Source organism: Listeria sp. MAN/IMW/UF555 (genome assembly GCF_058684075.1).
This window is the reverse complement of sequence record NZ_JBZWZS010000002.1, coordinates 56531-81203: the sequence shown is the minus strand read 5'-3', so window position 1 is coordinate 81203 and position 24673 is coordinate 56531. Positions and strand designations below refer to the sequence as shown.

Here is a 24673-nt window from a genome sequence, read left to right as displayed (position 1 = left end):
CATTCTCTGGCATTGTTTTGAAAAAGGAGTGAAATGTATGTTGAAAGTAGCAGTAGTGGGACTTGGTGGAATTGCACAAAAAGCGTATTTACCTGTTTTTGCTGAGATGGAAAATATCGAGGTCCATCTTTATACAAGAAATGCACAAAAATTAAAGCATTTAAGCGAAAAATATCGTTTTGATCATTATCATCAAAGTATTCATTCAATGATAGAATCTGGCGTTAATGCAGCTTTTGTACATTCTTCAACAGCAAGTCATCCAGAAGTAATTCGGACTTTTTTATCACATAATATTCCAGTTTATGTAGATAAGCCAATTGCCGATAATTTGGCCGAAGTGGAAGAATTGACGCGCTTAGCCGAAGAAAAAAACACGTTATTAATGACAGGATTTAACCGTCGTTATGCACCTAAATATCAAGAATTAAAAGCATTAACGGATATAAACATGATAGTAATGCAAAAAAACCGCGCAGGACAGCCAGGTGAGGCACGTACCTTTATTTATGATGATTTTATCCATGTCATTGATACCGTCCGCTATTTACTTGATGCAAAAATTGATCAATTACATGTGGTACCTGTTTGGCAAAACGAATTACTGTCTAGTGTAACTGTCCAAATTTCTGCTGGCAATAAAGTAGCTACTGCCATCATGAACCGGGATAGTGGTGTGAATGAAGAACGTTTAGCCGTGATGACAAAAAGCGCTAAATATGAAGTGGAAAATGTAACAGAGACACATATTTATGAAGGAACGACCGAGCGTTTTGAACGGTTTGGTGACTGGGAAACAACGCTTTATAAACGCGGCTTTGTACCGATTATTCAGGCGTTTTTAAATGCTGTTCGAAACGGCGAAAAAGCTCCAATTACTGAAGAAGATGCATTAGAGACACATCGACTAGCAGAAGAAATTCTAAGTAAACTTGAAAATTAACTTTATTTTTCACGAGAAATCAACTATAGTTAAAGCATAAAAAGAGCGGAGTGTGTTGTACGTTGGGAAGATCATTTTATCATTTTTTAATGACATATCGGGACCCGAAGCTAACAGATCAGAAAACGGAATTTGCCAACAATGCATACCGAGATCATAGTTTTCCAAAGCAAACAAGAAATTATCATATTCTTTGTGACTATCTTGAGTTTAATGCGCCGTATTTACCGGGAATGTCTATTTTCGATGAACTTTGGGAAGCGTATTTGCTAGATGAAGAGAAAAACAAACATTAGGAGGAGAAAAGTATGAGCGTACATATCGAAGCAAAACAAGGGGAAATTGCCGAAACAATTTTATTACCAGGAGATCCTTTGCGTGCGAAATACATTGCCGAAACATTCTTAGAGGACGTTGTATTATTTAACCAAGTAAGAGGAATGCTAGGATTTACTGGTACATATAAAGGCGAAAAAGTTTCTGTTATGGGAACTGGTATGGGAATTCCATCGATTTCGATTTATGTAAATGAATTAATTCAAAGCTATGATGTGAAAAATTTGATTCGCGTTGGAACAATGGGCGGCATTCAAGCGGACGTTAAAGTTCGTGATGTTGTCATTGCTCAAGCAGCTTCTACAGATTCTCAAATTAATCGTAACACTTTTGCTGGCGTTGACTTTGCACCGGTAGCAGATTTTTCTTTATTAAAAAAAGCGTATGATGCAGGTGTTGAAAAAGGCCTATCTCTAAAAGTTGGTAATGTTTTCTCAGCGGATCGTTTTTATAATGATCAATTGGATAAACAACAATTAGCCGATTACGGAGTACTGGGAATTGAAATGGAAGCAGCGGCTCTTTATACATTAGCGCAAAAATATGGCCGTCGTGCACTTGCTATTCTAACAGTCAGCGATCACATTTTTACAGGTGAAGAAACATCCGCTGAAGAGCGCCAAACTACTTTTAATGATATGATTGTTGTAGCATTAGAAGCAGCAATAAAATAATCAAAATTACTACCTTAGATTTTGACTTAATGTATACAGGAAGGTTGATAAACATATATGAGTTCTTTATTAACAATTGCTTTAGCCGTTACTATCAGTTGTGTTAACACGGTAGAAGATCAATATTTCGGCGGGCAAAATGCAGAGCCAGTCGCTAAAGTGGAGCAAAAAGCCACAAGTAATAATACACTTGCTGACTTAGAAAAAGATCCGCTTTATCCTTACATTGATAAACAAAATAAATTAGTCGAAAAAAATGGGATTCAGTATATCGAAAACGAGGAAAATATATTAGTACTTGCTAATAAAGATTATTCCTTGCAGCCAACATATACCCCCCCTGATTTAGTTCGACCAAATGTTACTTTTTCTTTTGGGAATGAACAAGTAGAAAAAGCGCAATTAAGAAAAGAAGCAGGAACAGCTCTTGAAGAAATGTTCAAAGCAGCAAATCAAGATGGTAAGAAACTTTTTGCTGTGTCGGGTTATCGTTCTTATAAACGACAACAAGAGGTATTCCAAGCTGAAGTAAATTCCAAAGGGGATAAAAAAGCTAGAGAAGCAGTGGCTTACCCTGGAACAAGTGAGCACCAAACTGGATTAGCGATGGATATTTCCTCAGAAAATCAATCATATGAATTAACTGAAGCATTTGGAACTACCCCAGAAGGTAAATGGTTAGAAGAAAATGCCCATAATTACGGCTTTATCCTTCGCTATATGAAAGGTAGAGAAGATATTACGAAATATCAATACGAATCTTGGCATTATCGTTATGTTGGCAAAGACGCTGCAACAATCATTTACAAAAATAACTGGACATTAGAAGAATTTTTTGAACATGTTAAAGCACTACAAAAGAAAGTAGATGCCGCAAAATAATAAGCTTTAGAGCCATAAACATTTAGTTGTTTATGGTTCTTTTTTATTTTTAAAAATTAAATGTTTGCAAAATATACCTATAGGGGGTATACTGTTAATTGTAGAAACAAAGGAGGAGAAAATATGAAACATGACCAACCCATTGTTCCACGCAAAGATGAAGAAACGAAATTACTTCAAAATCGTTTGCGACGTATCGAAGGCCAAATTCGCGGTATCGCTCAAATGGTCGAGGATGATAGATATTGTACAGACATCTTAGTTCAAATTTCAGCAGCGAATAAAGCACTTAAAAATGTTGGCTTGCAAGTATTAGAACATCATACAGCACACTGTGTCGTGGATGCTGCAAAAAACGGAGAAGATGACGTAATGGAGGACTTACTTAAGGCTATACGTCAGTTTTCTAAAACCTGAGGGGGGTATTTAGAGTGAATGATAAATATGTAAGACAAGATTTGAATGTTTTTGGGATGACTTGTGCGGCTTGTTCAACGAGAATTGAGAAATCTTTAAATAAAGCAGAAGGTGTTGAAAAAGCCAATGTCAATTTAGTCACTGAAAATGCGGCTGTGTATTATGATCCAGAAGTGACCACGACAGAAGAATTAATAAAAGTCGTGAAGCATGCTGGTTATGATGCTGCAGAAAAAATGTCAAAAGAAGAAAAAGACGCCGTTTTAGAAAAGAATTTCAAAAAAGAAGTGAGACGTTTTATTCTTTCAGCGGTGCTCTCACTGCCATTACTTTTGACGATGGTTACTCACATTCCGTATATTCATGAAATGGCGTTTGCAGAAACGATTGGTAACTGGATTAATCCAACCATTCAATTAGTGCTCGCAACCATTGTCCAATTTTATATTGGTTGGCGGTTTTATGATGGGGCTTATAAGGCGCTTCGAGGTAAAAGTGCAAATATGGACGTTTTGGTCGCACTTGGTACATCCGCAGCTTACTTTTATAGTGTAGTGGAATATATCCGTCATATGATTGATCCAAGCGTGATGCCGCATTATTACTTTGAAACAAGTGCTGTATTGATTACGTTGATCTTATTAGGTAAATTACTCGAATCATATGCAACTTCGAGAACAACAGAATCTATTGCCGGATTACTCGAACTACAAGCGAAAGAAGCAACTGTTATTCGTGAAGGCAAAGAATGGTTAGTACCAGTAGATTCTCTCAAAATTGGTGATATTATTCTAGTTCGTCCTGGTGAAAAAGTACCAATGGATGCAGAAATTATCTCCGGAGAAACAAGCATTGATGAAGCGATGATTACTGGTGAACCCGTGCCTGTAGAGAAAAAACCAGGTGATTCTGTTATTGGAGCGACTATCAACTTTGACGGAGCTTTCCAAGCAAAAATTACGAAACGAATGGAAGAAACCGTTTTAGAATCGATTATTCGTTTAGTGGAAGAAGCGCAAGGAATTAAAGCGCCAATTCAACGTTTGGCAGATAAAATCTCGGGTATTTTTGTACCGATTGTACTTGGAATTGCAGCTGTAACATTTATTATTTGGTACCTTGTAACAGGCACGGTAGATGGATCATTAGAAGCTGCAATTGCTGTTTTAGTTATTGCTTGTCCCTGTGCTCTTGGGCTCGCAACACCAACAGCGATTATGGCCGGAACTGGTAAAGGCGCCGAAAGTGGGATATTATTTAAAGGCGGGGAACATTTAGAACGTACTTCCAAAGTCGACACAATTGTTTTTGATAAAACTGGTACTTTGACAGAAGGTAAATTAGAAGTAAGTGATAAAAAAGCAAGCAACGATAAATTTTTCCCTTATTTATTCTTGATGGAACAACAATCGGAACATCCAATTGCCAAAGCGATTATTAACATGTTAGAATCTGAAAAAATCGATGTATCAGATGTAAAACAAGGAAAAATCCGCGCCAAAGCTGGGCATGGGATGACAGGTAATTTGGATGATAGTAAAGTGGAACTTGGCGCTTATCGCTATGTGTCTTCACTTACAACTATCCCGAGCGAAGAAGATGAATTAATCCAAAGTTGGATGAATGCAGGGAAAACGGTTGTAGCAATGGCAATAGACGGTACTTATGCCGGAGCACTTGCTTTATCCGATACACCACGACCAGAGGCAAAAGAAGCAATTCAAAAACTGCAAGCACAAGGTATTAAAACAGCTATTTGTTCCGGCGACCAATCTGTTGTAGTAGAAAATATGGCGAAAGATTTAGGAGCCGATATGTTTTTTGCCGAACAACTACCTAATGATAAAAGCGCATTAGTAGAAAAACTACAACAAGAAGGCCATATTGTTGCATTTGTTGGCGATGGTATTAATGATGCTCCAGCTCTTGCAGCGAGTGATATTGGCATTAGTATTGGAACGGGAACAGATATTGCGATTGAAACTGGTGATGTAACGCTCGTAAGTCACCGTTTAACACTTATTCCAGAAACAATCGAACTTTCAAAAGCAACGATGCGAAACATCCGACAAAACTTTTTCTGGGCACTTGCTTATAACTGTGCGGGTATTCCAGTAGCTGCACTTGGCTTACTTGCCCCATGGGTAGCCGGACTTGCGATGGCATTTAGTTCCGTTTCGGTTGTAACTAACGCACTACGCCTAAAAAGATATAAATTTAAATCATAGGAGGAAAAGAAAATGGAAAAATTAACATTAACTGTAGAAGGTATGACTTGTGGACACTGCGAGGCTCGCGTCACCAAAGCTTTATCAGAAGTAAGTGGTGTAAAAAGCGCTGTAGTTTCTTTGGATGAAGGAACAGCAACGATTGAATTCGAAAAAGGTCAAGTAACTGAAGATGCTTTAATTGATGCTGTAGAAGAAGCAGGATATGAAGTAGCTTAAGTTCAGAAGCGAGAGGGATTCCTGAGTGAATCCCTCTTTTTTCTTTGTCATGAAAAAAAGATACCAAAATGTTTGGAAAACTGGTAAAATAAATGAGTTAAATAAAATGTACTATTATTAGTTACATTTTACATAGAAAGTGGTGAAGAAAGATGGAACAATCCCCACAAAACAAAGAAGAAAAAGTGGAGAAACCCGAAGAAGAAAAAACAAAACCTGGCAATGGTTATATAAAAATGAAATTATTCCCATTTATAATGCTTTTATTTGCTTTTGTATTTGTTACCGCATTAGTAACAACGATCGTCATGTCTTTAGGGGATGATAAGCAAGTGAAAGTCAGCATCCCTGAGCGAAAAGAATTCACAAAGCTCTATGATGTCTATGATGAAATCTCTGAGAAATACTATAAAGACACGAAATCCACTAACATGATAGACGGAGCAATCACAGGTATGGTAAATTCCTTAGATGATCCGTATTCCACCTTTATGTCGAAAAAAGAATCGGCGGAATTTAATGACACAATTTCTTCTAGCTTTGAAGGAATTGGTGCTGAAATTCAAGAAAAAGATGGAGCTATCGTAGTTGTCTCTCCAATTAAAAACTCCCCGGCTGAAAAAGCTGGTTTGCGCCCTCAAGATATTATTACACAAGTTGATGGCAAATCTGTCAAAGGCGATACAGCGACAGAAGCAACTAAAAAAATTCGTGGTGAAAAAGGAACGGATGTCACTTTAACTATCCAACGCTCAAATGAAGATAAACCGTTTGACGTAACTATTACACGTGACGAAATTCCAATCGAAACGGTCTATAAAGAAATGGGTAATGACAAAATTGCCCACGTAACTATTAGTACCTTCTCTGAAAATACCTATGATGAGCTTGAAAAAGCATTAAAAGCTTTGGAAAAAGATGGTATGAAAGGACTTGTGATTGATTTACGAGGAAATCCAGGTGGGTTACTCGATCAAGCAGTCTCTATTTCTAGTTTATTCGTTCCTGATGGCAAAATTGTCGTTCAAGAACAAGGAAAAGATGGCGATAAATCCGCCATTAAAGCCGATAGCAGCTCACATGGTGATTATAAAGTTAAAGTACCAACAACAATGCTTATAGATGGTGGGAGTGCAAGTGCATCAGAAATTCTGGCAGCAGCAGCGAAAGAATCTGGCGGCATTAAACTTGTAGGAAATAAATCGTTTGGTAAAGGTACTGTGCAAACAGCGACTACTTTATCCGATGACTCCACACTTAAATTAACAGTCGCAAAATGGTTGACGCCAAATAGCGAATGGATTCATGAAAAAGGTATTACGCCAGATGTGGTTGTGAACATGCCAAGTTACGCAACTATGACTATTCCTTCCTCCACAAAAGTCTACAAAAATGGCGATTTTGGTGATGATGTGAAAACAATCGAAACATTGCTAAAAGCGCTAGACTACAACGTTGGAAAAGTAGATGGCTTATACGATATAGATACAGAATATGCAGTACAAAGATTTCAAGCAGCAAATAATTTAGATGTTACGGGAATTATGACCGGCGTGACAACGGATAAATTAGTTGAACTAACGCAAAAACATCTAAAAGAAACAGATCCACAACTACAAAAAGCAAAAGCCTTGGTGAAGTAAACGCATAACTTTTTTGAAAAACTGGAGGTAGCAAAAAATGGAAACATACTTAGAAATTGAAACATTGATTAAGCGAATTTTTAATAGTTTTCGTCATGAGGTAGAAGCTGTTCTTGACAAAAGACTAAGCGGTAGCGAATACCGTGTCTTGAGCCTTATTTCTAGCGGATTAACGAAAACATCTGATTTAGCTAAAACGCTTGATGTTTCAGCCAGTCACATCACAGCCATTACAGATACTTTAGTCGAAGAGAAATTAATTACTCGTCATCGTTCTGAAGTAGACCGCCGTATTATCGAATTAAAATTAACATCTAATGCCGAGGAATTTGTCAAAGAAATTGATAAAAAGAAAAAAGAAATGATTGTTAAACGTTTTGCTGTTTTTTCCGAGTACGAACAAGCGGAATTCCGCAAATTACTAAAAAAATTAGCAGATGGCTCACAATCAAATAAATAGTAAAAATCCTGTAGTTAATAAAACTACAGGATTTTTTTTAGACATTTTACTTTACAAAAAAATAATTGTTCGTTATACTTTGGATTAAAGTTGCACTAAGGAAACATTTTTAGTTAAGTATAAAAAATAGTCTTATGGGAAAAGGGTGGTAGAAATGAACATTCAAGGTTTAACGATAGCATATAAACAAAAAGTGGCGATTGATGATGTCACTCTTCAAATAGCAACAGGAAAATTAACTGGGATTGTCGGTCCCAATGGTGCTGGCAAATCTACCTTATTAAAAGGAATGATGGGATTAGTTCCACGCGAAAAAGGCCAAGTAACATTAGATAACAAGCCTCTCACTTATTGGAGAAAGAAAATCGCTTATGTCCCGCAGCGTAGTGAAGTAGATTTAACTTTTCCAATCACTGTTTTTGATATGGTACTTCTTGGTACTTATCCGGCCCTGGGATTAATAAAACGCCCTGGTAAAAAAGAAAAACAGCTGGCATTTGATGCTTTAGAACAAGTGGAGATGACGGCATTTAGTAAAAGACAAATCGGCGAACTGTCAGGTGGTCAATTGCAGCGTGTGTTTATTGCTCGTGCCTTAGCGCAACATGCGGAAATCTTCTTTTTAGATGAACCATTTGCTGGCATTGATATGACTAGCGAAGCGCTTATTATGAAATTGTTAAAAAAGCTAAGAGATAACGGAAAAACTATCGTAGTCGTCCACCATGATTTCCATAAAGTAGCTGCTTATTTTGATGACATTATTTTACTCAATAAAAAATTAGTGGCACACGGTCCGGTAGAACAAACATTTACAGAAGAAAAAATTCAATTTGCTTATGGTGATGCACCGGTAGCATTTGCGGCGGGGGTGTAGAGATGCTGTTTTTAGAAGGATTAATGCAATATGGTTTTTTACAAAAAGCGCTTATTACTTCCGTGACAGTTGGTATTGTATCAGGTGTAATTGGTAGTTTTATCATTTTGCGAGGAATGTCGTTAATGGGTGATGCGATCTCTCATGCGGTGTTACCTGGTGTAGCAATTTCTTATATGATGGGGATGAACTTCTTCATAGGTGCAGCAACATTCGGCATTGCAGCAGCACTTGGCATCGGCTTTGTTAATCAAAAAAGTCGGATTAAAAATGATACAGCAATCGGCATCGTGTTTAGTGCATTTTTCGCACTCGGAATTATTTTAATTTCATTCGCGAAGAGTAGTACCGATTTGTACCATATCTTATTCGGAAATGTGCTTGCGGTGCGGAGTTCGGATATGTGGATGACAATTATTATCGCGATACTGGTTATTTCGCTAGTCGCAATATTTTATAAAGAATTTCTAGTAAGCTCATTTGATCCAGTGATGGCAGAAGCATACGGTTTAAATGTGCGGTTCTTACACTACTTCTTAATGCTACTGCTGACACTTGTGACGGTTTCGGCCTTACAAACAGTTGGAATTATCTTAGTAGTGGCAATGTTAATTACACCAGCTGCAACAGCGTATCTTCTCACAAATAAATTATCTAAAATGATTATACTCGCTTCCACATTTGGCGCAGTGAGTGCAATTATTGGACTTTATTTCAGTTATATTTTCAACTTAGCATCAGGTGCGGCAATGGTATTAGTTGCAACAATTATTTTCTTTATTGCCTTTATATTCGCACCAAAACAAGGATTATTGTTTTCTAAAAAGAAGGAGGTTATTGAATGAAAAAAGTTATAGTTGGGACGCTTTTCGCTTTAGTACTAGTACTGGCGGGGTGTTCAAGCCAAAATAGCGACACGAAAAAAACAGGGGACAAATTAAATGTGGTGGCTACCTACTCCATTTTAGCGGATATTGTAAAAAATGTCGGTGGGGATAAAATTGAACTCCATAGCATTGTGCCAGTTGGCGTTGACCCGCATGAATATGATCCTTTGCCAGATAATATTCAAAGTGCAGCAGATGCAGATTTAATTTTTTACAATGGCTTAAACTTAGAAACTGGGAATGGTTGGTTTGACCGAATGCTCGAAACAGCTGATAAATCAAGAGATGACAAAGACCAAGTAGTCGAGTTAAGTAAAGGGGTAAAACCAAAATATTTAACAGAAAAAGGAAAGACATCTGAAACAGACCCACATGCCTGGTTAGATCTTCATAACGGTATTATTTATACTGAAAATGTGCGCGATGCACTTGTGAAGGCTGATCCAGACAATGCTAGTTTTTATAAAGAAAATGCCAAAAAATATATCGATAAACTAGCAACACTGGATAAAGAGGCAAAACAAAAATTTGCGGATCTACCAGAAAATCAAAAAACATTAGTGACAAGTGAAGGGGCATTTAAATATTTTGCTGCTCGCTATGGTTTAAAAGCTGCGTACATTTGGGAAATCAACACGGAAAGTCAAGGCACACCTGACCAAATGAAACAAATTATTAGTATCGTTGAAAAAGAGCGAGTACCTAACTTATTTGTCGAAACGAGCGTGGATCCGCGCAGTATGGAAAGTGTATCTAAGGAAACCGGCGTACCAATTTTCGCTAAAATCTTCACGGATTCTACTGCGAAAAAAGGCGAAGAAGGCGACACTTATTTAGAAATGATGCGCTATAATCTTGATAAAATTCATGATGGTTTAGCTAAATAAAAAAAACGCAGAGATTAACTCGAAATCTCTGCGTTTTTTGCATTTAAAGAAAGCTTACGTTCCGTTTTACGAACCCGAATGGATAAAATAAACGCGGCGACAAACAAGCCAGTACTTAATCCTATCCAGTAACCAAATGGTCCTAAATTTGTAAATGATAAGCCGTAACCTACTGGGAGTCCAATTAACCAATAGGAGATAAAGGCGATAATCGAGGTAATTGCAACATCTTTATAACCCCGAAGCGCCCCAAGAACAGGTGATAAAACTGCATCTGCAAATTGAAATAATATCGCATAGACTAAGAAATGCATAATTAAATCACTTAATTCTGCGTCATTCGTGTAGAAGCCAGCAATAATATCACGGAAGAAAAACAGTATCGCTCCATTAATACAGCCAATTAGAATCGCGGCCGTCATACCAATATGGCGATATTGTTTGGCGTCTTTTAACCGTTTTGCGCCCGTTTCATAACCACCAAGTATTGTCAGCGTGGAAGCGACACTAAGCGGGAAGGCGTAAAGCAACGTACAAACACTATTTGCCGATTGATGCGCCGCAATCGTCTCCGTCCCAAAAGCACCCATTAAAATCGTAACCGCCGAGAAAATACTCGTTTCAAATAAAATCGTTAAACCATTTGGAACCCCAATCCCAATAATTTCTTTTACTTTGGAAAAACGAAGGGCAGTAAGTCCTTTAAAAATACCAAATTTACGTAATCTCGTTTGTGTTTGAATCAAAATAACGCTAACTAACACAACAAGCCAGTACGTAATCCCTGTCGCATAACCACTACCAGCACCTCCCATTTCTGGAAAGCCAAAATTCCCAAAAATAAAGCAGTAATTTAAAAAGATATTAAAAGGAACTGTACAAAGCGTGATTAACATGGTGACTCTGGTCAAACCAAGCGAATCAATGAATGAGCGTAAAATCGCTGAAATAAAAAAAGCGGGAATCCCAATACATATTCCATTTAAGAAGTGGCGAGCGATATGCGCAACTTCTGCGGTGACAGGCATATGCGTCAAAATCGTTGGAACGACTAAAAAATTAATAAGAATTAAAATAAAAGCTAAAAATAAAGCAATATATAAACCATTATGTACGGTGTTTTTGACTTGTTTTTCTTTCTTTGCTCCAATTAACTGGGCAATGATTGGTGTAATTGCCATTAATAACCCAGAAAAAGCGGCATTCACTGGAGCCCAAAACGAGCTACCAATCGCTACACCAGCCAGCGCCTGATTCGAATAATTTCCGCTCATCGTGGTGTCAAAAAATGTCATAGAAAAAAGCGTAAGTTGCGTAATGACAATCGGTGTGAATATCGTTAAAAACTGTTTCCATTTAGCTCCGTATGTGACTGTTTGTTGCAAGTAATCATCTCCTTTTTACATCCTTAAAGATTATAGCACAAATAAGGCATTCTGGCGGCGTTACAAAAAACTTTTCCTTTCGTATATGTACTATCTTTGTTATAATAAAGTTCTGTGGCAGGGGCAATACTCTGCGGGTTGGGAGAGGGACAATTTCATAATGAGGAAAAAGTATGCAGAAATTTTTCAACAAAGTATTTCGGCTGAACGAGCATAAAACCAATATCCGGACTGAATTTTTAGCTGGTATGATTGGCTTTTTTACGGTGGCGTATATTATTGTCGTCAATAGCTCGATTTTAGCTGAGGCTGGAGTTCCTTATCAAGGGGCAGTCCTTGCGACGATTTTTATTTCGGCGTTAGGTTGTTTGATTATGGGATTTTGGGCAAATGCACCACTTATTCTAATGCCAGGAATGGGGATTAATGCGCTGTTTGCATATACCCTTGTTCAAGGAATGGGACTAAGTTGGCAGGTTGCACTTGCTGCTGTTACGATGAGTGGCTTATTATTTATGATTCTTGCGTTCACACCACTTGCAGGAAAACTAAATAAAGCTATTCCGCTCATTTTAAAACAAGCAATTACGGTCGGATTAGGTATTTTCTTAATCTTCCTAGGGCTTGAAAAAGGCGGAATCGTAACAAGTGGGAAACATGCCATTATTGCAGTTGGAGATTTAAGCGATCCATTCGTCTTAGCAACTCTAGTTACACTTTTACTAACAATGATTTTAGTTATCCGAAAAATTCCGGGCACTTTCTTATGGAGTTTAATTATCGGAACACTTGTTGGAGTAATGTTTGGTGTAACCGGGAAAGCTGATGGCGCTTCGATTAGTGTTGCGCCGTGGAGTGATGTTCTCTTTAAAGCCGATTTTTCTGGGATGGCGAGCGTTAGTTTTTGGAGTGCCGTCTTTACGATGACAATGGTCATTGTGTTTGAAACGGTTGGTCTTACAAATGGTCAAGTAAGACAACTAAAACAAACCGAAAAATTACCACGAGTTTTAAAAGCGAGCTCCCTAACTGCCTTTTTATCTGGCTTATTTGGTACAAGCCCAACCATCTCTGCGCTTGAAAGTGGTTCTATGTTTGCGAGTGGAGCAAAAACTGGTTTAGCAACAATCACGACTGGTCTGTTCTTTATCGCATCCCTTTTCTTAATGCCGGTATTATCTTTTATTCCGAACAGTGCGATCGCGCCCATTTTAGTTGTAATTGGGATGTCGATGCTGCAAGAATTTAAAGAAATGGATTTATCCAATCCGGCAGAAACTTTTTCAGCACTACTGATTATTGTGTTAATCCCGCTGACGTATAGTATTGCAGACGGAATTGCAGCTGGTTTTATCGCGTATCCAATTCTTCGCGCTTTTACGAAGAACGAAGAACGTACTTCACCAGTCATGTATGTGATTGCAGCTTTATTTTTGCTTCAATTTATCATACAATAACAAAGAAGCAATGCGCTCTTCTTAATTTTAAAGGGGAGCGCGTACTTTTTATCTATCTGATGTGAAAAGAGGGTTCGAAAAATGTATTATTATCTAATCACCCTAGCCGTGATTGCGCTAGACCAATTGACTAAATGGATTGTTGTTCAAAACATGGAAATTGGACAGAAAATAGAAGTTATTCCTGGATTTTTATACTGGACAAGCTATCGTAATGACGGAGCAGCTTGGAGTATTTTAGAAGGGCATATGTGGTTTTTCTATCTTATTACTGTAATCGTTATTGGAATTATAATTTATATTATGCAAAAATATGCCAAAGGAAAGCGACTATTTTCCATTAGTTTAGCGTTTATTCTAGGTGGTGCGATTGGTAATTTTATCGACCGGATCTTGCATCAGGAAGTGGTGGATTTTGTACAAACAGTGTGGGGAAATTATTACTTCCCAATCTTTAATGTGGCAGATGCCGCGCTTTCAGTTGGTGTCGTACTAATGCTCGTGTATGTTTTTGTAGACGACCGCAAAACGAAAGGAATTAAATAATGCAGAATGAAACATTGATTATAGAAGAGAGTCACGCCCGGGAACGTGTGGATAAAGTTATTGCTGAAATGATGGAAAAAAGTCGTTCAGCGATACAACTTATGCTAAAAAATGGCGATATAACAGTAAACGGAGAACTTGCGAAGCCGAATTATAAAGTTCAAGTAGGAGACGAAATTCGTTATGAAGCTCGTGAACCAGAAGAACTGGAGATTTTAGCCGAAGATATTCCACTTGATATTTATTTTGAAGACAAAGATATGCTCGTTGTAAATAAACCTGAGGGAATGGTGGTTCATCCATCAGCTGGTCATGCGAGTGGAACGCTTGTAAATGCTTTATTGTTTCATTGTGATGATTTATCTGGTATAAATGGTAAAATTCGTCCAGGGATTGTTCACCGAATTGATAAAGATACATCGGGATTACTTATGGTTGCTAAAAACGACCATGCGCATGAATCACTAGCCAAACAATTAAAAGATAAAACATCTGATCGAGAATATATCGCACTCGTCCATGGTGATATTGTTCATCAAAAAGGAACGATTGAAGCGCCAATTGGCCGAGCAAAAGAAGACCGTCAAAAAATGGCTGTTGTTCGTGACGGCAAAGAAGCGCGGACTCATTTTGAAGTAATTGAGCGTTTGCCTGGTTATACTCTTATTAACTGTAAGCTTGACACGGGGCGGACACACCAAATTCGTGTCCACCTTAAATATATTGGTCATCCGCTAGCTGGTGATCCAAAATACGGACCAAAAAATACAATAAAAGGTAATGGACAATTCCTTCATGCGGCCAAACTAGGATTTGATCATCCGACGACAAACGAACGAATGACCTTTGAAGCACCACTACCAGATTCTTTTGAACAAGCGCTTAAATCATTACGACAAGAAAACTAAAAAAGAAGCAAGAATGCCTATTTAATGGCGTTTCTTGCTTCTTTTTCTTTGATAAGTGATTTAGTTGCTTGACGTAAAGTAGCAAATGTTTTAATGCCTTTTTGCTCGGTCAAGTTGGCTTGTACCATTATTTTGGCGGTTTCCGGCTGCATTCCAGTAATGATTGGTGTCACTCCTACAAGTTTGAGTGAAGAGAAGAATTGCTCGATATATTCGCCAATATTTGCTGAATCAAATTGTACGCCAGATAAGTCAATAATCAAGTAGTTTACGGGTTGTTCGCACGTTTCAAAAAGCGCTGTTTCGGTAATTTGTTTTGCCCGTTCATCCGTTATTTTTCCTATAAGTGGCAAAAGAAATACTTTTTCAGCAAGCCAAATTAGTTTTGTTGAACTTTTGATGATTTGGTTTTCTTTTTGTTGGACTAATTGTTCTGTAGCGAGTGTGTATCCTTCGATTAAATGTTGTGTGAAACTACTAAATACTTGGTGGAGTTTGATGCTAAAAAGATATAACTCGCGGTAATTATTACATTCTGCATTTATTTCCGAGGCATAATCTAGTAAAAATTCTTCTAGTAAACGAATATGAAATAAAATGCGTGAAATGCCAAGTGATGTAATAAATTGTGCCTTTCCTAATTCACGAGCGAATGTATTCATTTTTGCAAGGTCTTCGGTCATACCAATAAATAAATTTTCCAAGACAAAACCGGTTTCGTCCATTAGGCGGTGGTCATCTTTTAAGGCAAAAACATATGGATCATCCACAGATACATAATACGTAAGCCAACCTTTAACGACGGTTTCTTTCTGTTGTAATAAACTATTCATAATGCTCATTCTATTCACCTCTTAAGTAGATGTTTTTTTAGCTATTAAAGCATAGCATAAAGCATAAAAAAAGAGGAATAATTTCTAGAGTGAGCCCATTATTTTAAACCGTTTTATGTATAAAATGTGAAAACTTAAAAAAAACCGCAAAAAAAGAATCATCTTCTTGGTGATTCTTCTTTTTCCTACTATAAAGATATCCTTTTTTAGTTTTTGTTTGCTTGGAGCTTAGATCAATTAGTGCAAAGGGACTTCGTTTGATTTCTGGATTTAAACGACCTTCGCGCACTAGTTTTTGGCGTTTCTTTTTCGCTTTAGATGTAGCCATACTTTGGCCTCCTTTATTTTATTATAAACAGTATAACATGTTTTATATTTTTTTGATTGACAGGGAGAGTTCTTTCAGGTAAGATGAATCTAATGAAATAAAGTCCTTTAACATAGTCCAGAGAGGCTAAGAAGGTGACGATAATTTGACGGGTTATTTGTATACTCGTACGCGTTCCCTTGCTTACACTGGCAGAGGGTTATTTTTTTGCACAAAAGGAGAGATTTCGGATGCAAAAACAAGTAGTTGTCATGGACGAAGCGGCAATCAAACGCGCGCTTACCCGGGTTAGTTACGAAATCATCGAACGAAACAAAGGGACAAAGAATTTAGCGCTTGTCGGTATTAAGACTCGTGGTATTTATCTTGCGGAGCGTTTGCATAAGCGGATACTTGAAATTGAAGGTATTGACGTGCCAGTCGGGGATATTGACATTACACTTTATCGCGATGATTTATCTTTCAAAGATGATAAAACGCGCGAACCCGCTGTACATGGGACGAACATTCCATTTGATATTAATGGAAAAAAAGTCGTTCTTGTAGATGATGTGCTTTATACAGGTCGAACTGTGCGTGCCGCAATGGACGCCTTAATGGATGTAGGTAGACCTGCGCAAATTCACCTTGCAGTGCTGGCTGATCGGGGTCATAGAGAGCTTCCAATCAGAGCAGACTACGTAGGGAAAAATATTCCAACATCAGGTAACGAGCGAGTAGAAGTGCGTTTGACCGATGTGGATCATTCAGAAGATGCGGTTATTATCAACAAAAATGAATAACAATGTAACACTTTTTTAAAAGCAGTCCTGTGAGGCTGACAAAGAGTGATTAATTTCTATAGGGGATTATTCTATACTCTTTGTCGACCGAGGCAAGGGGTATTTTTTATGAAGAAAGAGGGAAGAAAATGACAGAAACGACAGAAACAGTGACAAAACCAGTACTAGATATACACGAAAAACCAAGCTTTAATAAATGGATTATTCTTAGCATCCAGCACCTTTTCACCATGTTTGGCTCTACTATCTTTGTGCCAAGTGTGACAGGGTTAAGTCCGGGAGTGGCGCTTGTATCTAGCGGGCTCGGGACACTTGCTTATCTAGGAATTACTCGCGGGAAAATCCCCGCATATCTAGGTTCTTCCTTTACCTTTATTGCACCAATTACAGCATTACTTGCAGCAAAATCTGGCGGAGGGCCGGGCGCAGTTATGGTCGGAACTTTCTCAGTCGGAGTAGTTTATGCAATTGTTTCTTTGATTGTTTATTATGCGGGTGTTGATTGGATTCAAAAAGTATTACCGCCAATTGTTGTTGGACCAGTTATTATGGTTATCGGTTTGTCGCTAGCTCCAAGTGCGGCTGCGATGGCGATGGGAACGAACAATGGTAAATATAGTTTAGAAACTTTAGCTGTAGCAATAATCACGCTCCTTGCAACCATAATCGCCATGATGTTTTTCAAAGGATTTATGGGCTTGATTCCGATTTTGTTTGGCTTCACAGTAGGTTACTTAACAAGTATGGCTTTCGGTATGGTAGATTACACGTTAATCAAAAATGCCTCGTTTTTCCAAGTACCAGATTTCAGTATTCCATTTGTAAATATCGACCCAGTAATTACTATTACAGTCATCCTCAGTATGGCGCCACTAGCGTTTGTTACGATGGCAGAACATATGGGGCATCAATTACTACTTAATCGAATTACAAATAAAAACTTTTTCAAAGATCCAGGACTTCATCGTTCCTTGCTTGCGGATGGTACGGCTTCGATTATCGCATCGTTAATCGGTGGACCACCTGTAACAACATACGGTGAAAACATTGGTGTTCTAGCAATTACAAAAGTATATAGCGTGTTTGTTATAGGAGGCGCGGCAGTTTTCGCTATCCTCTTCGGATTTATCGGCTACATTAATGCAGTTATCACCTCGGTTCCAACAGCAGTTCTAGGCGGAATTTCCCTGCTACTCTTTGGGGTTATTGCGACAAGTGGACTTCGAATGATGATTGAAAACAAAATTGATTTAAGTGTCAATCGTAATATGATTATCGCTTCTGTTGTACTAGTAGTAGGAATTGGCGGCTTGTTCATTAAAGCTGGTACGTTCGAACTATCTGGTATGGCACTCGCAGCAGTTATTGGGATTATCTTAAACTTAGTATTACCAGCCGAGCACAAATCAGCATAACACACCACAAAAAACCTCTGCAGACAAAATTTCACAGAGGTTTTTGTATAAAATGAATGAGAAAAGGTGGCGCTTTGAATGAAAAATTTGTTGTCAATGGAAGCATTAACCGTCCATGAAATCGAGCATTTATTAGAGCAGGCGGCACAGTTTAAGCACGGAAAAAAAGCAACTTTGAAAGAACAAGCTTTTGCAGTAAATATGTTTTTTGAACCAAGTACTAGAACGCATACGAGTTTTGAAGTAGCAGAGAAAAAGTTAGGAGTAGAGGTTGTGTCCTTTGACGCAGCAACTTCTAGCATGACAAAGGGCGAAACGCTTTACGACACACTGTTAACTATGGAAGCTGTTGGAGTAAATGTAGCAGTTATCAGACATTCTGAAGAAAACTACTATGCCGGACTTGATAAATTAAATATTGCTATCGTAAACGGCGGAGATGGCTGCGGGGAACATCCGAGTCAATCACTACTAGACTTATTCACGATAAAAGAACAATTTGGGACTTTTCAAGATTTAAAAGTGGCGATTGCTGGCGATATAAGACACAGCAGGGTAGCGAACTCAAATATGAAAGTATTAAAAAGACTTGGAGCGAAGTTGTTTTTCTCCGGACCGAGAGAATGGTTTGATGATAGCTACTTAGAATACGGCACTTACTTACCCGTCGATGAGATTGTTGAAAAAGTCGATGTGATGATGCTGTTGCGTGTACAACATGAGCGACATAGTGGAACAGAACAATTTACAAAAGCAAGTTATCACGAAAAATTTGGACTTACGGTTGAACGGGCAGCGAAATTAAAACAAGATGCAATCATCATGCACCCAAGCCCAGTGAACCGCGACGTTGAAATTGCTGATAGCTTAGTTGAAAGCGAAAAATCACGCATTGTTACGCAAATGACAAATGGCGTTTTTATAAGAATGGCAATTTTGGAATCAATTTTAAAAGAACAGGAAATGAGGGCGAAAGTATGTACGTATTAAAAAATGGTCAAGTGTTAAATGAATCAGGCGAACTAGAGAACAAAGATGTACTTATCCAAAACGGCAAAGTCAACTTGATTGCAGATTCGATTGAAGTAACAAGTGGCGAAGAATATGATGCAACTGGAAAACTAATCGCACCAGGCTTTATCGATGTTCACGTACATCTTCGCGAACCAGGCGGAGAACATAAAGAAACCATTTTGACCGGAACAAAAGCAGCAGCACGCGGAGGATATACCACGATTTGTTCGATGCCTAATACAAAACCTGTTCCAGATTCCAAAGAAGTAATGAACAGTTTACAAGCAAAAATTAAAGAAACAGCAGAAGTTCGAGTGTTACCATACGCATCCATTACAACGAGTCTTGGAACGGACGAGCTAGTAGATTTTGAAGCTTTAAAAGAAGCTGGAGCATTTGCTTTTACAGATGATGGCGTGGGCGTACAGCTAGCCGGAACAATGTATGAGGCAATGAAACGAGCAGCAGCACTAGATATGGCAATCGTTGCTCACTGTGAAGACAACTCGCTAATTTACGGCGGAGTGGTCCATGACGGGATTTTTGCAGAAAAAGAAGGACTTAAAGGCATTCCAAACATTGCAGAATCGGTTCAAATCGCGCGTGATGTTTTACTCGCAGAAGCAGCCGGCTGTCACTATCATGTTTGCCATATTTCGACTAAAGAATCTGTTCGCGTGGTACGTGATGCAAAACGAGCGGGTATTCGTGTCACAGCAGAAGTTTCACCACATCACTTGATACTCGACGAAGAGGACATTCCGGGAAATGACGGCAACTGGAAAATGAATCCACCACTTCGCAGCAAAGAAGATCGTGCGGCACTTTTAGAAGGATTATTAGATGGAACGATTGATTTTATCGCAACTGACCACGCACCACACGCAGCGGAAGAAAAAAATGTCCCAATGGAGCAAGCCGCATTCGGTATTGTTGGTTTAGAAACGGCTTTCCCACTGCTATACACCCATTTTGTCAAAACGAACGAATGGACACTAAAACAATTAATCGACTGGATGACAGTGAAGCCAGCAGAGTGCTTTAAACTCCCATACGGAAAACTAGAAGAAGGCGCAGTAGCAGATATTGTCGTACTTGATTTAGAAAAAGAAGCAACTATTGATCCAGCTACTTTTTACTCAAAAGGAAAAAATACACCATTTGTTGGAGAAACGTGTATCGGCTGGCCGGTAGCAACGTTTGCAGAAGGAGAACTTGTATACAATGAGGGGGAAATCAAATGACAAAGCGAATTTTAATGCTAGAAGATGGCAATTACTTTATCGGTGATGCAATTGGTAGTGAAAAAGAAACAATCGGTGAAGTTGTTTTTAATACGGGAATGACTGGCTACCAAGAAACAATCACAGACCCTTCATATTATGGGCAAATTATCACTTTTACGTATCCACTTGTTGGAAACTACGGCGTGAACCGCGATGATTTTGAATCCATTAATCCAGCTGTTAAAGGAGTCGTTGTGCGTGAAGCCGCAGAGTATCCATCCAACTGGCGCAACCAAATTACTTTAAACGAATTTTTAAAAGAAAAAGGCATTCCTGGAATCGCGGGAATTGATACGCGTAAATTAACGAAATTAATTCGTAAAGAAGGTACGCTAAAAGGAATTTTATCAGCAGCAACAGCAGACAAAGAAGAATTGCTACACCATCTTCGTTCTGTACGCTTACCAGTTGACCAAGTACATGAAGTATCTTCAGCTAAAGCTTTTGCAAGTCCTGGCGATGGTAAACGAGTTGTACTTGTGGATTATGGTGTGAAAAGCTCGATTTTACGAGAACTGAATAAACGTAATTGTTATGTGACGGTTGTTCCTTATAATACAACTGCCGAAGAAATCCTTGCCATGCATCCAGATGGCGTGATGTTATCAAACGGACCTGGTGACCCGAAAGATGTACCTGAAGCGCTAGAAATGATTCGCGGTATTCAAGGTAAACTGCCATTGTTTGGAATCTGCTTAGGGCACCAACTATTTGCACTAGCGAACGGAGCAGATACGTTCAAATTGAAGTTCGGTCATCGTGGCGCGAATCATCCAGTAAAAGAACTAGCAACCGGCCGCGTTGACTTCACTGCGCAAAATCACGGTTATGCGGTAGAGAAGGAATCACTTATCGGCACTGATTTAAAAGTAACGCATATTGAATTAAACGATGAAACAGTGGAAGGCCTTGCACATAAGGAATACCAAGCTTATACCGTACAATATCATCCAGAAGCAAACCCAGGTCCAAGTGACGTTAACTACTTATTTGACGAATTTATGGAAATGATGAATGTGAAAGAGGAGGGTGAATTACATGCCTAAACGTGACGATATAAAAACAATTCTTGTAATCGGCTCTGGCCCGATTGTTATTGGACAAGCAGCGGAGTTTGACTATGCGGGAACTCAAGCTTGCTTAAGCTTAAAAGAAGAAGGTTATCGGGTAGTATTAGTGAACTCGAATCCAGCGACGATTATGACAGACGCAGAAATGGCTGACAAAGTATACATTGAGCCAATTACACTTGATTTTGTATCGCGCATCATTCGTAAAGAACGTCCGGATGCCATTTTACCTACGCTTGGAGGACAAACGGGGTTAAACATGGCGATGGAACTTTCAGCTGCGGGAATTTTGGATGAATGTAATGTGGAAGTACTTGGAACCGATTTGACAGCGATAAAAAAAGCGGAAGACCGGGAAGCTTTCCGTGATTTGATGAATGAATTAGGTGAGCCAGTACCAGAAAGCGATATTATCCATAATTTAGACGAAGCTTATACTTTTGTAGAACGAATTGGCTATCCGGTTATCGTTCGCCCGGCTTATACGTTAGGTGGTTCTGGCGGCGGGATATGCCATAATGAACAAGAATTAATTGAGACAGTAACTAGCGGATTAAAATTAAGCCCAGTAACTCAGTGCTTACTAGAAAAAAGTATCGCTGGATTTAAAGAAGTAGAATATGAAGTAATGCGTGATGCGAACAATAACGCGATGGTTGTTTGTAACATGGAAAATATTGACCCAGTTGGCATACATACCGGCGATTCGATTGTAGTTGCACCAAGTCAAACACTTTCCGACCGCGAATACCAACTGTTGCGCGATGTTTCATTAAAAATTATCCGCGCACTGGAAATTGAAGGTGGCTGTAATGTTCAGCTAGCACTTGATCCGGATAGTTACAACTACTATGTAATCGAAGTAAACCCGCGTGTGAGTCGTTCATCCGCACTTGCCTCGAAAGCAACTGGTTACCCGATTGCAAAACTAGCAGCGAAAATCGCAGTTGGCTTAACACTAGATGAAGTTAGAAATCCAGTAACAGGAACAACATACGCACATTTTGAACCAACGCTAGATTATGTTGTTGCGAAAATCCCACGGTTTGCTTTTGATAAGTTCGAACAAGCGGATCGTCGCCTTGGCACACAAATGAAAGCAACCGGAGAAGTTATGGCAATCGGTCGTTCATGGGAAGAAGCCCTTCTTAAAGCAGTACGTTCCCTTGAAATCGGCGCTGACCATTTACTACTCGAAGAAGCTGAAAATGCTGACGCGGAAACATTAGAACGCAAAATTTGTTTCCCAGAAGATGATCGCTTATTTTTCTTAGCAGCAGCATTACGCCGCGGTCAAACAATCGAACAACTACATGCGAAAACAAAAATAGATTTATTCTTCCTATACAAATTAAGTAAAACGATCGAACTAGAAAATCGCTTGAAAGAAAACCCGCAAAACGAAGAAATTTTAGCAGAAGCGAAACGAGCAGGTTTTTCTGACGCGTTTATCGCCACTTGCTGGAATATCGACGAACAAGCAATATACGACTTACGAAAAGCGCAAAATCTTTTCCCAGTATATAAAATGGTGGATACATGTGCGGCCGAATTTGAGTCCACTACGCCATACTTCTATAGCACCTATGAAGATGAAAATGAGTCGATACGCTCAAGTAAAGAAAGCGTAATTGTGCTTGGCTCTGGTCCGATTCGAATTGGGCAAGGGGTAGAATTTGACTACGCAACAGTACATTCCGTATGGGCAATTCAACAAGCCGGTTATGAAGCAATCATTATCAACAATAACCCGGAAACAGTCTCTACCGACTTTAGTATATCGGACAAACTGTACTTTGAACCACTTACTTTAGAAGATGTTATGCATGTAATCGAAATCGAACAACCACTTGGCGTTGTCGTACAATTCGGTGGACAAACTGCCATTAACTTAGCAGATGGTCTTGCCAAACGAGGCGTTAAAATTCTTGGTACAAGCTTAGAAGATACCGACCGTGCAGAAAACCGCGACGCTTTTGAAAAAGCATTAGAAATCTTACAAATCCCACAACCAGCTGGAAAAACAGCCACTTCCGTAGAAGAAGCAATCAAAGTAGCAACGGATATTGGCTACCCAGTCTTAGTGCGACCATCTTATGTACTTGGTGGACGGGCAATGGAAATTGTAGAATCTGAAGAAGCGTTAAAACATTATATGACAAATGCAGTAAAAGTTAATCCGAAACATCCTGTGTTAGTCGATCGTTATGTTAGCGGTCAAGAAGTAGAAGTCGACGCAATCAGCGACGGCGAAAATGTATTAATCCCTGGAATCATGGAACACATTGAACGTGCCGGTGTCCATTCTGGTGACTCGATTGCCGTATATCCAGCACAACGTTTAAGCGAACAGGTGAAAAATACAATTGTAGATTATACGACCAGACTTGCAACAGGCTTAAACATTATCGGTATGCTTAACATCCAGTATGTTGTTGACGGTGAAGAAGTTTTCGTTATCGAAGTAAACCCTCGCTCAAGCCGGACAGCACCATTTTTAAGTAAAATCACGGAAATCCCAATGGCGAATGTGGCAACAAGAGTTATCTTAGGTGAAAATTTGATTGACCTTGGTTACACGCCGGGACTTGCACCAGAAAAACAAGAAATTTTTGTGAAAGTACCCGTGTTCTCCTTCGCGAAATTGCGTAGCGTTGATACATCACTTGGACCTGAAATGAAATCAACCGGGGAAGTTATGGGGAAAGACGTTACGCTTGAAAAAGCTCTCTATAAAGGCTTTGTAGCAAGTGGAACAACGATGCATGATTATGGGACAGTACTGCTAACAGTTGCTGACCGTGATAAAGAAGAAGCAGTTGAACTAGCTAAGAGATTTAATCGCATTGGTTTCACTATCATGGCGACAAAAGGAACAGCCAGCACACTAGAAGAAGCAGAAATCCCAGTTTCACAAGTGAAAAAAATTGGTGAAAATCAAGAAACATTAATTGATTACATTCGAAACGGCCAAGTAACGCTCGTAGTGAACACTTTAACTACAGGTAAACGTCCAGAACGTGATGGTTTCCAAATTCGTCGTGAATCTGTCGAAAATGGCATTCCAGTTTGTACGTCGCTCGATACAGCAGAAGCAATCTTGCGTGTACTTGAATCACGCTCCTTCGAACTAGAATCAATGAATGCCAGTGAAGTTAAGCAACCTAAAGCACGCGTATAAATAGAAGAAACGGGG

General features: G+C 38.9%; 24 protein-coding genes. 21 read left to right on the top strand and 3 right to left on the bottom strand.

Annotation, left to right across the window (positions count from 1 at the left end; translation table 11 throughout):
* The first annotated feature begins 37 nt into the window (after positions 1-37).
* The 12 genes from AC4PG8_RS07525 (at position 38) to AC4PG8_RS07470 (ending at position 10453) form a co-directional block, all read left to right on the top strand.
* Entirely contained in the window at positions 38-943 is a 906-nt protein-coding gene (locus AC4PG8_RS07525) for a Gfo/Idh/MocA family protein (RefSeq protein WP_010991685.1), read from the top strand.
* A 62-nt stretch (positions 944-1005) separates the two neighbouring features.
* Positions 1006-1239, top strand: coding sequence for a YozE family protein (locus AC4PG8_RS07520; protein ID WP_003763000.1), 234 nt, complete (start codon positions 1006-1008; stop codon positions 1237-1239).
* Positions 1240-1251: 12 nt separating this feature from the next.
* Positions 1252-1953, top strand: a complete 702-nt coding sequence (gene deoD, locus AC4PG8_RS07515) for a purine-nucleoside phosphorylase (RefSeq protein ID WP_003767481.1) — start codon at positions 1252-1254, stop codon at positions 1951-1953.
* Positions 1954-2010: 57 nt separating this feature from the next.
* A complete protein-coding gene (locus AC4PG8_RS07510; RefSeq protein ID WP_003762997.1) occupies positions 2011-2835 on the top strand; it encodes a M15 family metallopeptidase in 825 nt (274 codons plus the stop codon).
* A gap of 123 nt (positions 2836-2958) precedes the next feature.
* The gene (csoR, locus tag AC4PG8_RS07505) at positions 2959-3252 is read left to right on the top strand and encodes a copper-sensing transcriptional repressor CsoR (RefSeq protein WP_003762995.1); all 294 of its coding nucleotides are present in this window, start codon (positions 2959-2961) and stop codon (positions 3250-3252) included.
* A gap of 14 nt (positions 3253-3266) precedes the next feature.
* Complete coding sequence (locus AC4PG8_RS07500) at positions 3267-5480, top strand: heavy metal translocating P-type ATPase (RefSeq protein ID WP_010991684.1); 2214 nt, start codon at positions 3267-3269, stop codon at positions 5478-5480.
* A 12-nt stretch (positions 5481-5492) separates the two neighbouring features.
* A complete protein-coding gene (locus AC4PG8_RS07495) occupies positions 5493-5699 on the top strand; it encodes a heavy-metal-associated domain-containing protein (protein WP_033532925.1) in 207 nt (68 codons plus the stop codon).
* 152 nt (positions 5700-5851) lie between these two features.
* A complete protein-coding gene (locus AC4PG8_RS07490) occupies positions 5852-7342 on the top strand; it encodes a lmo1851 family serine protease (RefSeq protein WP_003762989.1) in 1491 nt (496 codons plus the stop codon).
* A 37-nt stretch (positions 7343-7379) separates the two neighbouring features.
* Complete coding sequence (locus AC4PG8_RS07485; protein ID WP_003769328.1) at positions 7380-7802, top strand: MarR family winged helix-turn-helix transcriptional regulator; 423 nt, start codon at positions 7380-7382, stop codon at positions 7800-7802.
* Positions 7803-7956: 154 nt separating this feature from the next.
* Positions 7957-8679, top strand: a complete 723-nt coding sequence (locus AC4PG8_RS07480; RefSeq protein WP_003762987.1) for a metal ABC transporter ATP-binding protein — start codon at positions 7957-7959, stop codon at positions 8677-8679.
* 2 nt (positions 8680-8681) lie between these two features.
* Positions 8682-9524 carry a metal ABC transporter permease gene (locus AC4PG8_RS07475; RefSeq protein ID WP_492170224.1) on the top strand — a complete coding sequence of 281 codons (843 nt, stop codon included), beginning with the start codon at positions 8682-8684 and terminating at the stop codon, positions 9522-9524.
* Positions 9521-10453: a metal ABC transporter substrate-binding protein gene (locus AC4PG8_RS07470; RefSeq protein ID WP_003762983.1), complete on the top strand. Its 933-nt coding sequence runs from the start codon at positions 9521-9523 to the stop codon at positions 10451-10453. Before AC4PG8_RS07475 ends, AC4PG8_RS07470 begins: the two co-directional genes overlap by 4 nt.
* Before the next feature lie 14 nt (positions 10454-10467).
* On the opposite strand, the gene AC4PG8_RS07465 is transcribed toward AC4PG8_RS07470, so the two are convergent.
* Positions 10468-11838 (bottom strand): MATE family efflux transporter, encoded by a 1371-nt coding sequence (locus AC4PG8_RS07465; RefSeq protein WP_003762981.1) that lies wholly within the window; start codon positions 11836-11838, stop codon positions 10468-10470.
* Positions 11839-12011: 173 nt separating this feature from the next.
* Between AC4PG8_RS07465 and AC4PG8_RS07460 the strand changes: the two genes are divergently transcribed.
* From AC4PG8_RS07460 to AC4PG8_RS07450, 3 genes are all read left to right on the top strand, one after another.
* Positions 12012-13295 carry an NCS2 family permease gene (locus tag AC4PG8_RS07460; RefSeq protein ID WP_003769323.1) on the top strand — a complete coding sequence of 428 codons (1284 nt, stop codon included), beginning with the start codon at positions 12012-12014 and terminating at the stop codon, positions 13293-13295.
* 81 nt (positions 13296-13376) lie between these two features.
* Positions 13377-13841, top strand: a complete 465-nt coding sequence (gene lspA / locus AC4PG8_RS07455; RefSeq protein ID WP_003729506.1) for a signal peptidase II — start codon at positions 13377-13379, stop codon at positions 13839-13841.
* On the top strand, positions 13841-14749 hold the full coding sequence (locus AC4PG8_RS07450; RefSeq protein WP_003762977.1) for an RluA family pseudouridine synthase: 909 nt from the start codon (positions 13841-13843) through the stop codon (positions 14747-14749). Before lspA ends, AC4PG8_RS07450 begins: the two co-directional genes overlap by 1 nt.
* Positions 14750-14766: 17 nt before the next feature.
* On the opposite strand, the gene AC4PG8_RS07445 is transcribed toward AC4PG8_RS07450, so the two are convergent.
* On the bottom strand, positions 14767-15591 hold the full coding sequence (locus tag AC4PG8_RS07445) for an STAS domain-containing protein (protein ID WP_185505127.1): 825 nt from the start codon (positions 15589-15591) through the stop codon (positions 14767-14769).
* Positions 15592-15685: 94 nt separating this feature from the next.
* Positions 15686-15910, bottom strand: coding sequence for a ribosome rescue factor BrfA (gene brfA, locus AC4PG8_RS07440; RefSeq protein ID WP_003762973.1), 225 nt, complete (start codon positions 15908-15910; stop codon positions 15686-15688).
* A 230-nt stretch (positions 15911-16140) separates the two neighbouring features.
* Between brfA and pyrR the strand changes: the two genes are divergently transcribed.
* From pyrR to carB, 6 genes are all read left to right on the top strand, one after another.
* Positions 16141-16692 (top strand): bifunctional pyr operon transcriptional regulator/uracil phosphoribosyltransferase PyrR, encoded by a 552-nt coding sequence (gene pyrR / locus AC4PG8_RS07435; protein ID WP_003762971.1) that lies wholly within the window; start codon positions 16141-16143, stop codon positions 16690-16692.
* Between the two features lie 128 nt (positions 16693-16820).
* Positions 16821-18107: a solute carrier family 23 protein gene (locus AC4PG8_RS07430; RefSeq protein ID WP_070753668.1), complete on the top strand. Its 1287-nt coding sequence runs from the start codon at positions 16821-16823 to the stop codon at positions 18105-18107.
* 78 nt (positions 18108-18185) lie between these two features.
* Positions 18186-19097 carry an aspartate carbamoyltransferase catalytic subunit gene (locus AC4PG8_RS07425; protein WP_003762966.1) on the top strand — a complete coding sequence of 304 codons (912 nt, stop codon included), beginning with the start codon at positions 18186-18188 and terminating at the stop codon, positions 19095-19097.
* Positions 19085-20365 carry a dihydroorotase gene (gene pyrC, locus AC4PG8_RS07420; RefSeq protein ID WP_160464553.1) on the top strand — a complete coding sequence of 427 codons (1281 nt, stop codon included), beginning with the start codon at positions 19085-19087 and terminating at the stop codon, positions 20363-20365. The genes AC4PG8_RS07425 and pyrC overlap by 13 nt, the downstream gene beginning before the upstream one ends.
* Positions 20362-21453: a carbamoyl phosphate synthase small subunit gene (locus AC4PG8_RS07415; protein ID WP_003762963.1), complete on the top strand. Its 1092-nt coding sequence runs from the start codon at positions 20362-20364 to the stop codon at positions 21451-21453. The genes pyrC and AC4PG8_RS07415 overlap by 4 nt, the downstream gene beginning before the upstream one ends.
* Positions 21446-24658 carry a carbamoyl-phosphate synthase large subunit gene (gene carB / locus AC4PG8_RS07410; protein WP_003767460.1) on the top strand — a complete coding sequence of 1071 codons (3213 nt, stop codon included), beginning with the start codon at positions 21446-21448 and terminating at the stop codon, positions 24656-24658. The genes AC4PG8_RS07415 and carB overlap by 8 nt, the downstream gene beginning before the upstream one ends.
* Positions 24659-24673 lie beyond the last annotated feature (15 nt).

Bases quoted from the DNA above. Each gene is read 5' to 3' on its own strand.
- pyrC (WP_160464553.1), top strand. From the start codon at position 19,085: ATGTACGTATTAAAAAATGGTCAAGTGTTAAATGAATCAGGCGAACTA.
- carB (WP_003767460.1), top strand. From the start codon at position 21,446: ATGCCTAAACGTGACGATATAAAAACAATTCTTGTAATCGGCTCTGGC.
- AC4PG8_RS07415 (WP_003762963.1), top strand. From the start codon at position 20,362: ATGACAAAGCGAATTTTAATGCTAGAAGATGGCAATTACTTTATCGGT.
- AC4PG8_RS07425 (WP_003762966.1), top strand. From the start codon at position 18,186: ATGAAAAATTTGTTGTCAATGGAAGCATTAACCGTCCATGAAATCGAG.
- lspA (WP_003729506.1), top strand. From the start codon at position 13,377: ATGTATTATTATCTAATCACCCTAGCCGTGATTGCGCTAGACCAATTG.
- AC4PG8_RS07430 (WP_070753668.1), top strand. From the start codon at position 16,821: ATGACAGAAACGACAGAAACAGTGACAAAACCAGTACTAGATATACAC.
- AC4PG8_RS07460 (WP_003769323.1), top strand. From the start codon at position 12,012: ATGCAGAAATTTTTCAACAAAGTATTTCGGCTGAACGAGCATAAAACC.
- AC4PG8_RS07510 (WP_003762997.1), top strand. From the start codon at position 2,011: ATGAGTTCTTTATTAACAATTGCTTTAGCCGTTACTATCAGTTGTGTT.
- AC4PG8_RS07445 (WP_185505127.1), bottom strand. From the start codon at position 15,591: ATGAGCATTATGAATAGTTTATTACAACAGAAAGAAACCGTCGTTAAA.
- AC4PG8_RS07475 (WP_492170224.1), top strand. From the start codon at position 8,682: ATGCTGTTTTTAGAAGGATTAATGCAATATGGTTTTTTACAAAAAGCG.
- AC4PG8_RS07470 (WP_003762983.1), top strand. From the start codon at position 9,521: ATGAAAAAAGTTATAGTTGGGACGCTTTTCGCTTTAGTACTAGTACTG.
- pyrR (WP_003762971.1), top strand. From the start codon at position 16,141: ATGCAAAAACAAGTAGTTGTCATGGACGAAGCGGCAATCAAACGCGCG.
- AC4PG8_RS07480 (WP_003762987.1), top strand. From the start codon at position 7,957: ATGAACATTCAAGGTTTAACGATAGCATATAAACAAAAAGTGGCGATT.
- csoR (WP_003762995.1), top strand. From the start codon at position 2,959: ATGAAACATGACCAACCCATTGTTCCACGCAAAGATGAAGAAACGAAA.
- AC4PG8_RS07495 (WP_033532925.1), top strand. From the start codon at position 5,493: ATGGAAAAATTAACATTAACTGTAGAAGGTATGACTTGTGGACACTGC.
- AC4PG8_RS07490 (WP_003762989.1), top strand. From the start codon at position 5,852: ATGGAACAATCCCCACAAAACAAAGAAGAAAAAGTGGAGAAACCCGAA.
- deoD (WP_003767481.1), top strand. From the start codon at position 1,252: ATGAGCGTACATATCGAAGCAAAACAAGGGGAAATTGCCGAAACAATT.
- AC4PG8_RS07450 (WP_003762977.1), top strand. From the start codon at position 13,841: ATGCAGAATGAAACATTGATTATAGAAGAGAGTCACGCCCGGGAACGT.
- AC4PG8_RS07525 (WP_010991685.1), top strand. From the start codon at position 38: ATGTTGAAAGTAGCAGTAGTGGGACTTGGTGGAATTGCACAAAAAGCG.
- AC4PG8_RS07485 (WP_003769328.1), top strand. From the start codon at position 7,380: ATGGAAACATACTTAGAAATTGAAACATTGATTAAGCGAATTTTTAAT.
- brfA (WP_003762973.1), bottom strand. From the start codon at position 15,910: ATGGCTACATCTAAAGCGAAAAAGAAACGCCAAAAACTAGTGCGCGAA.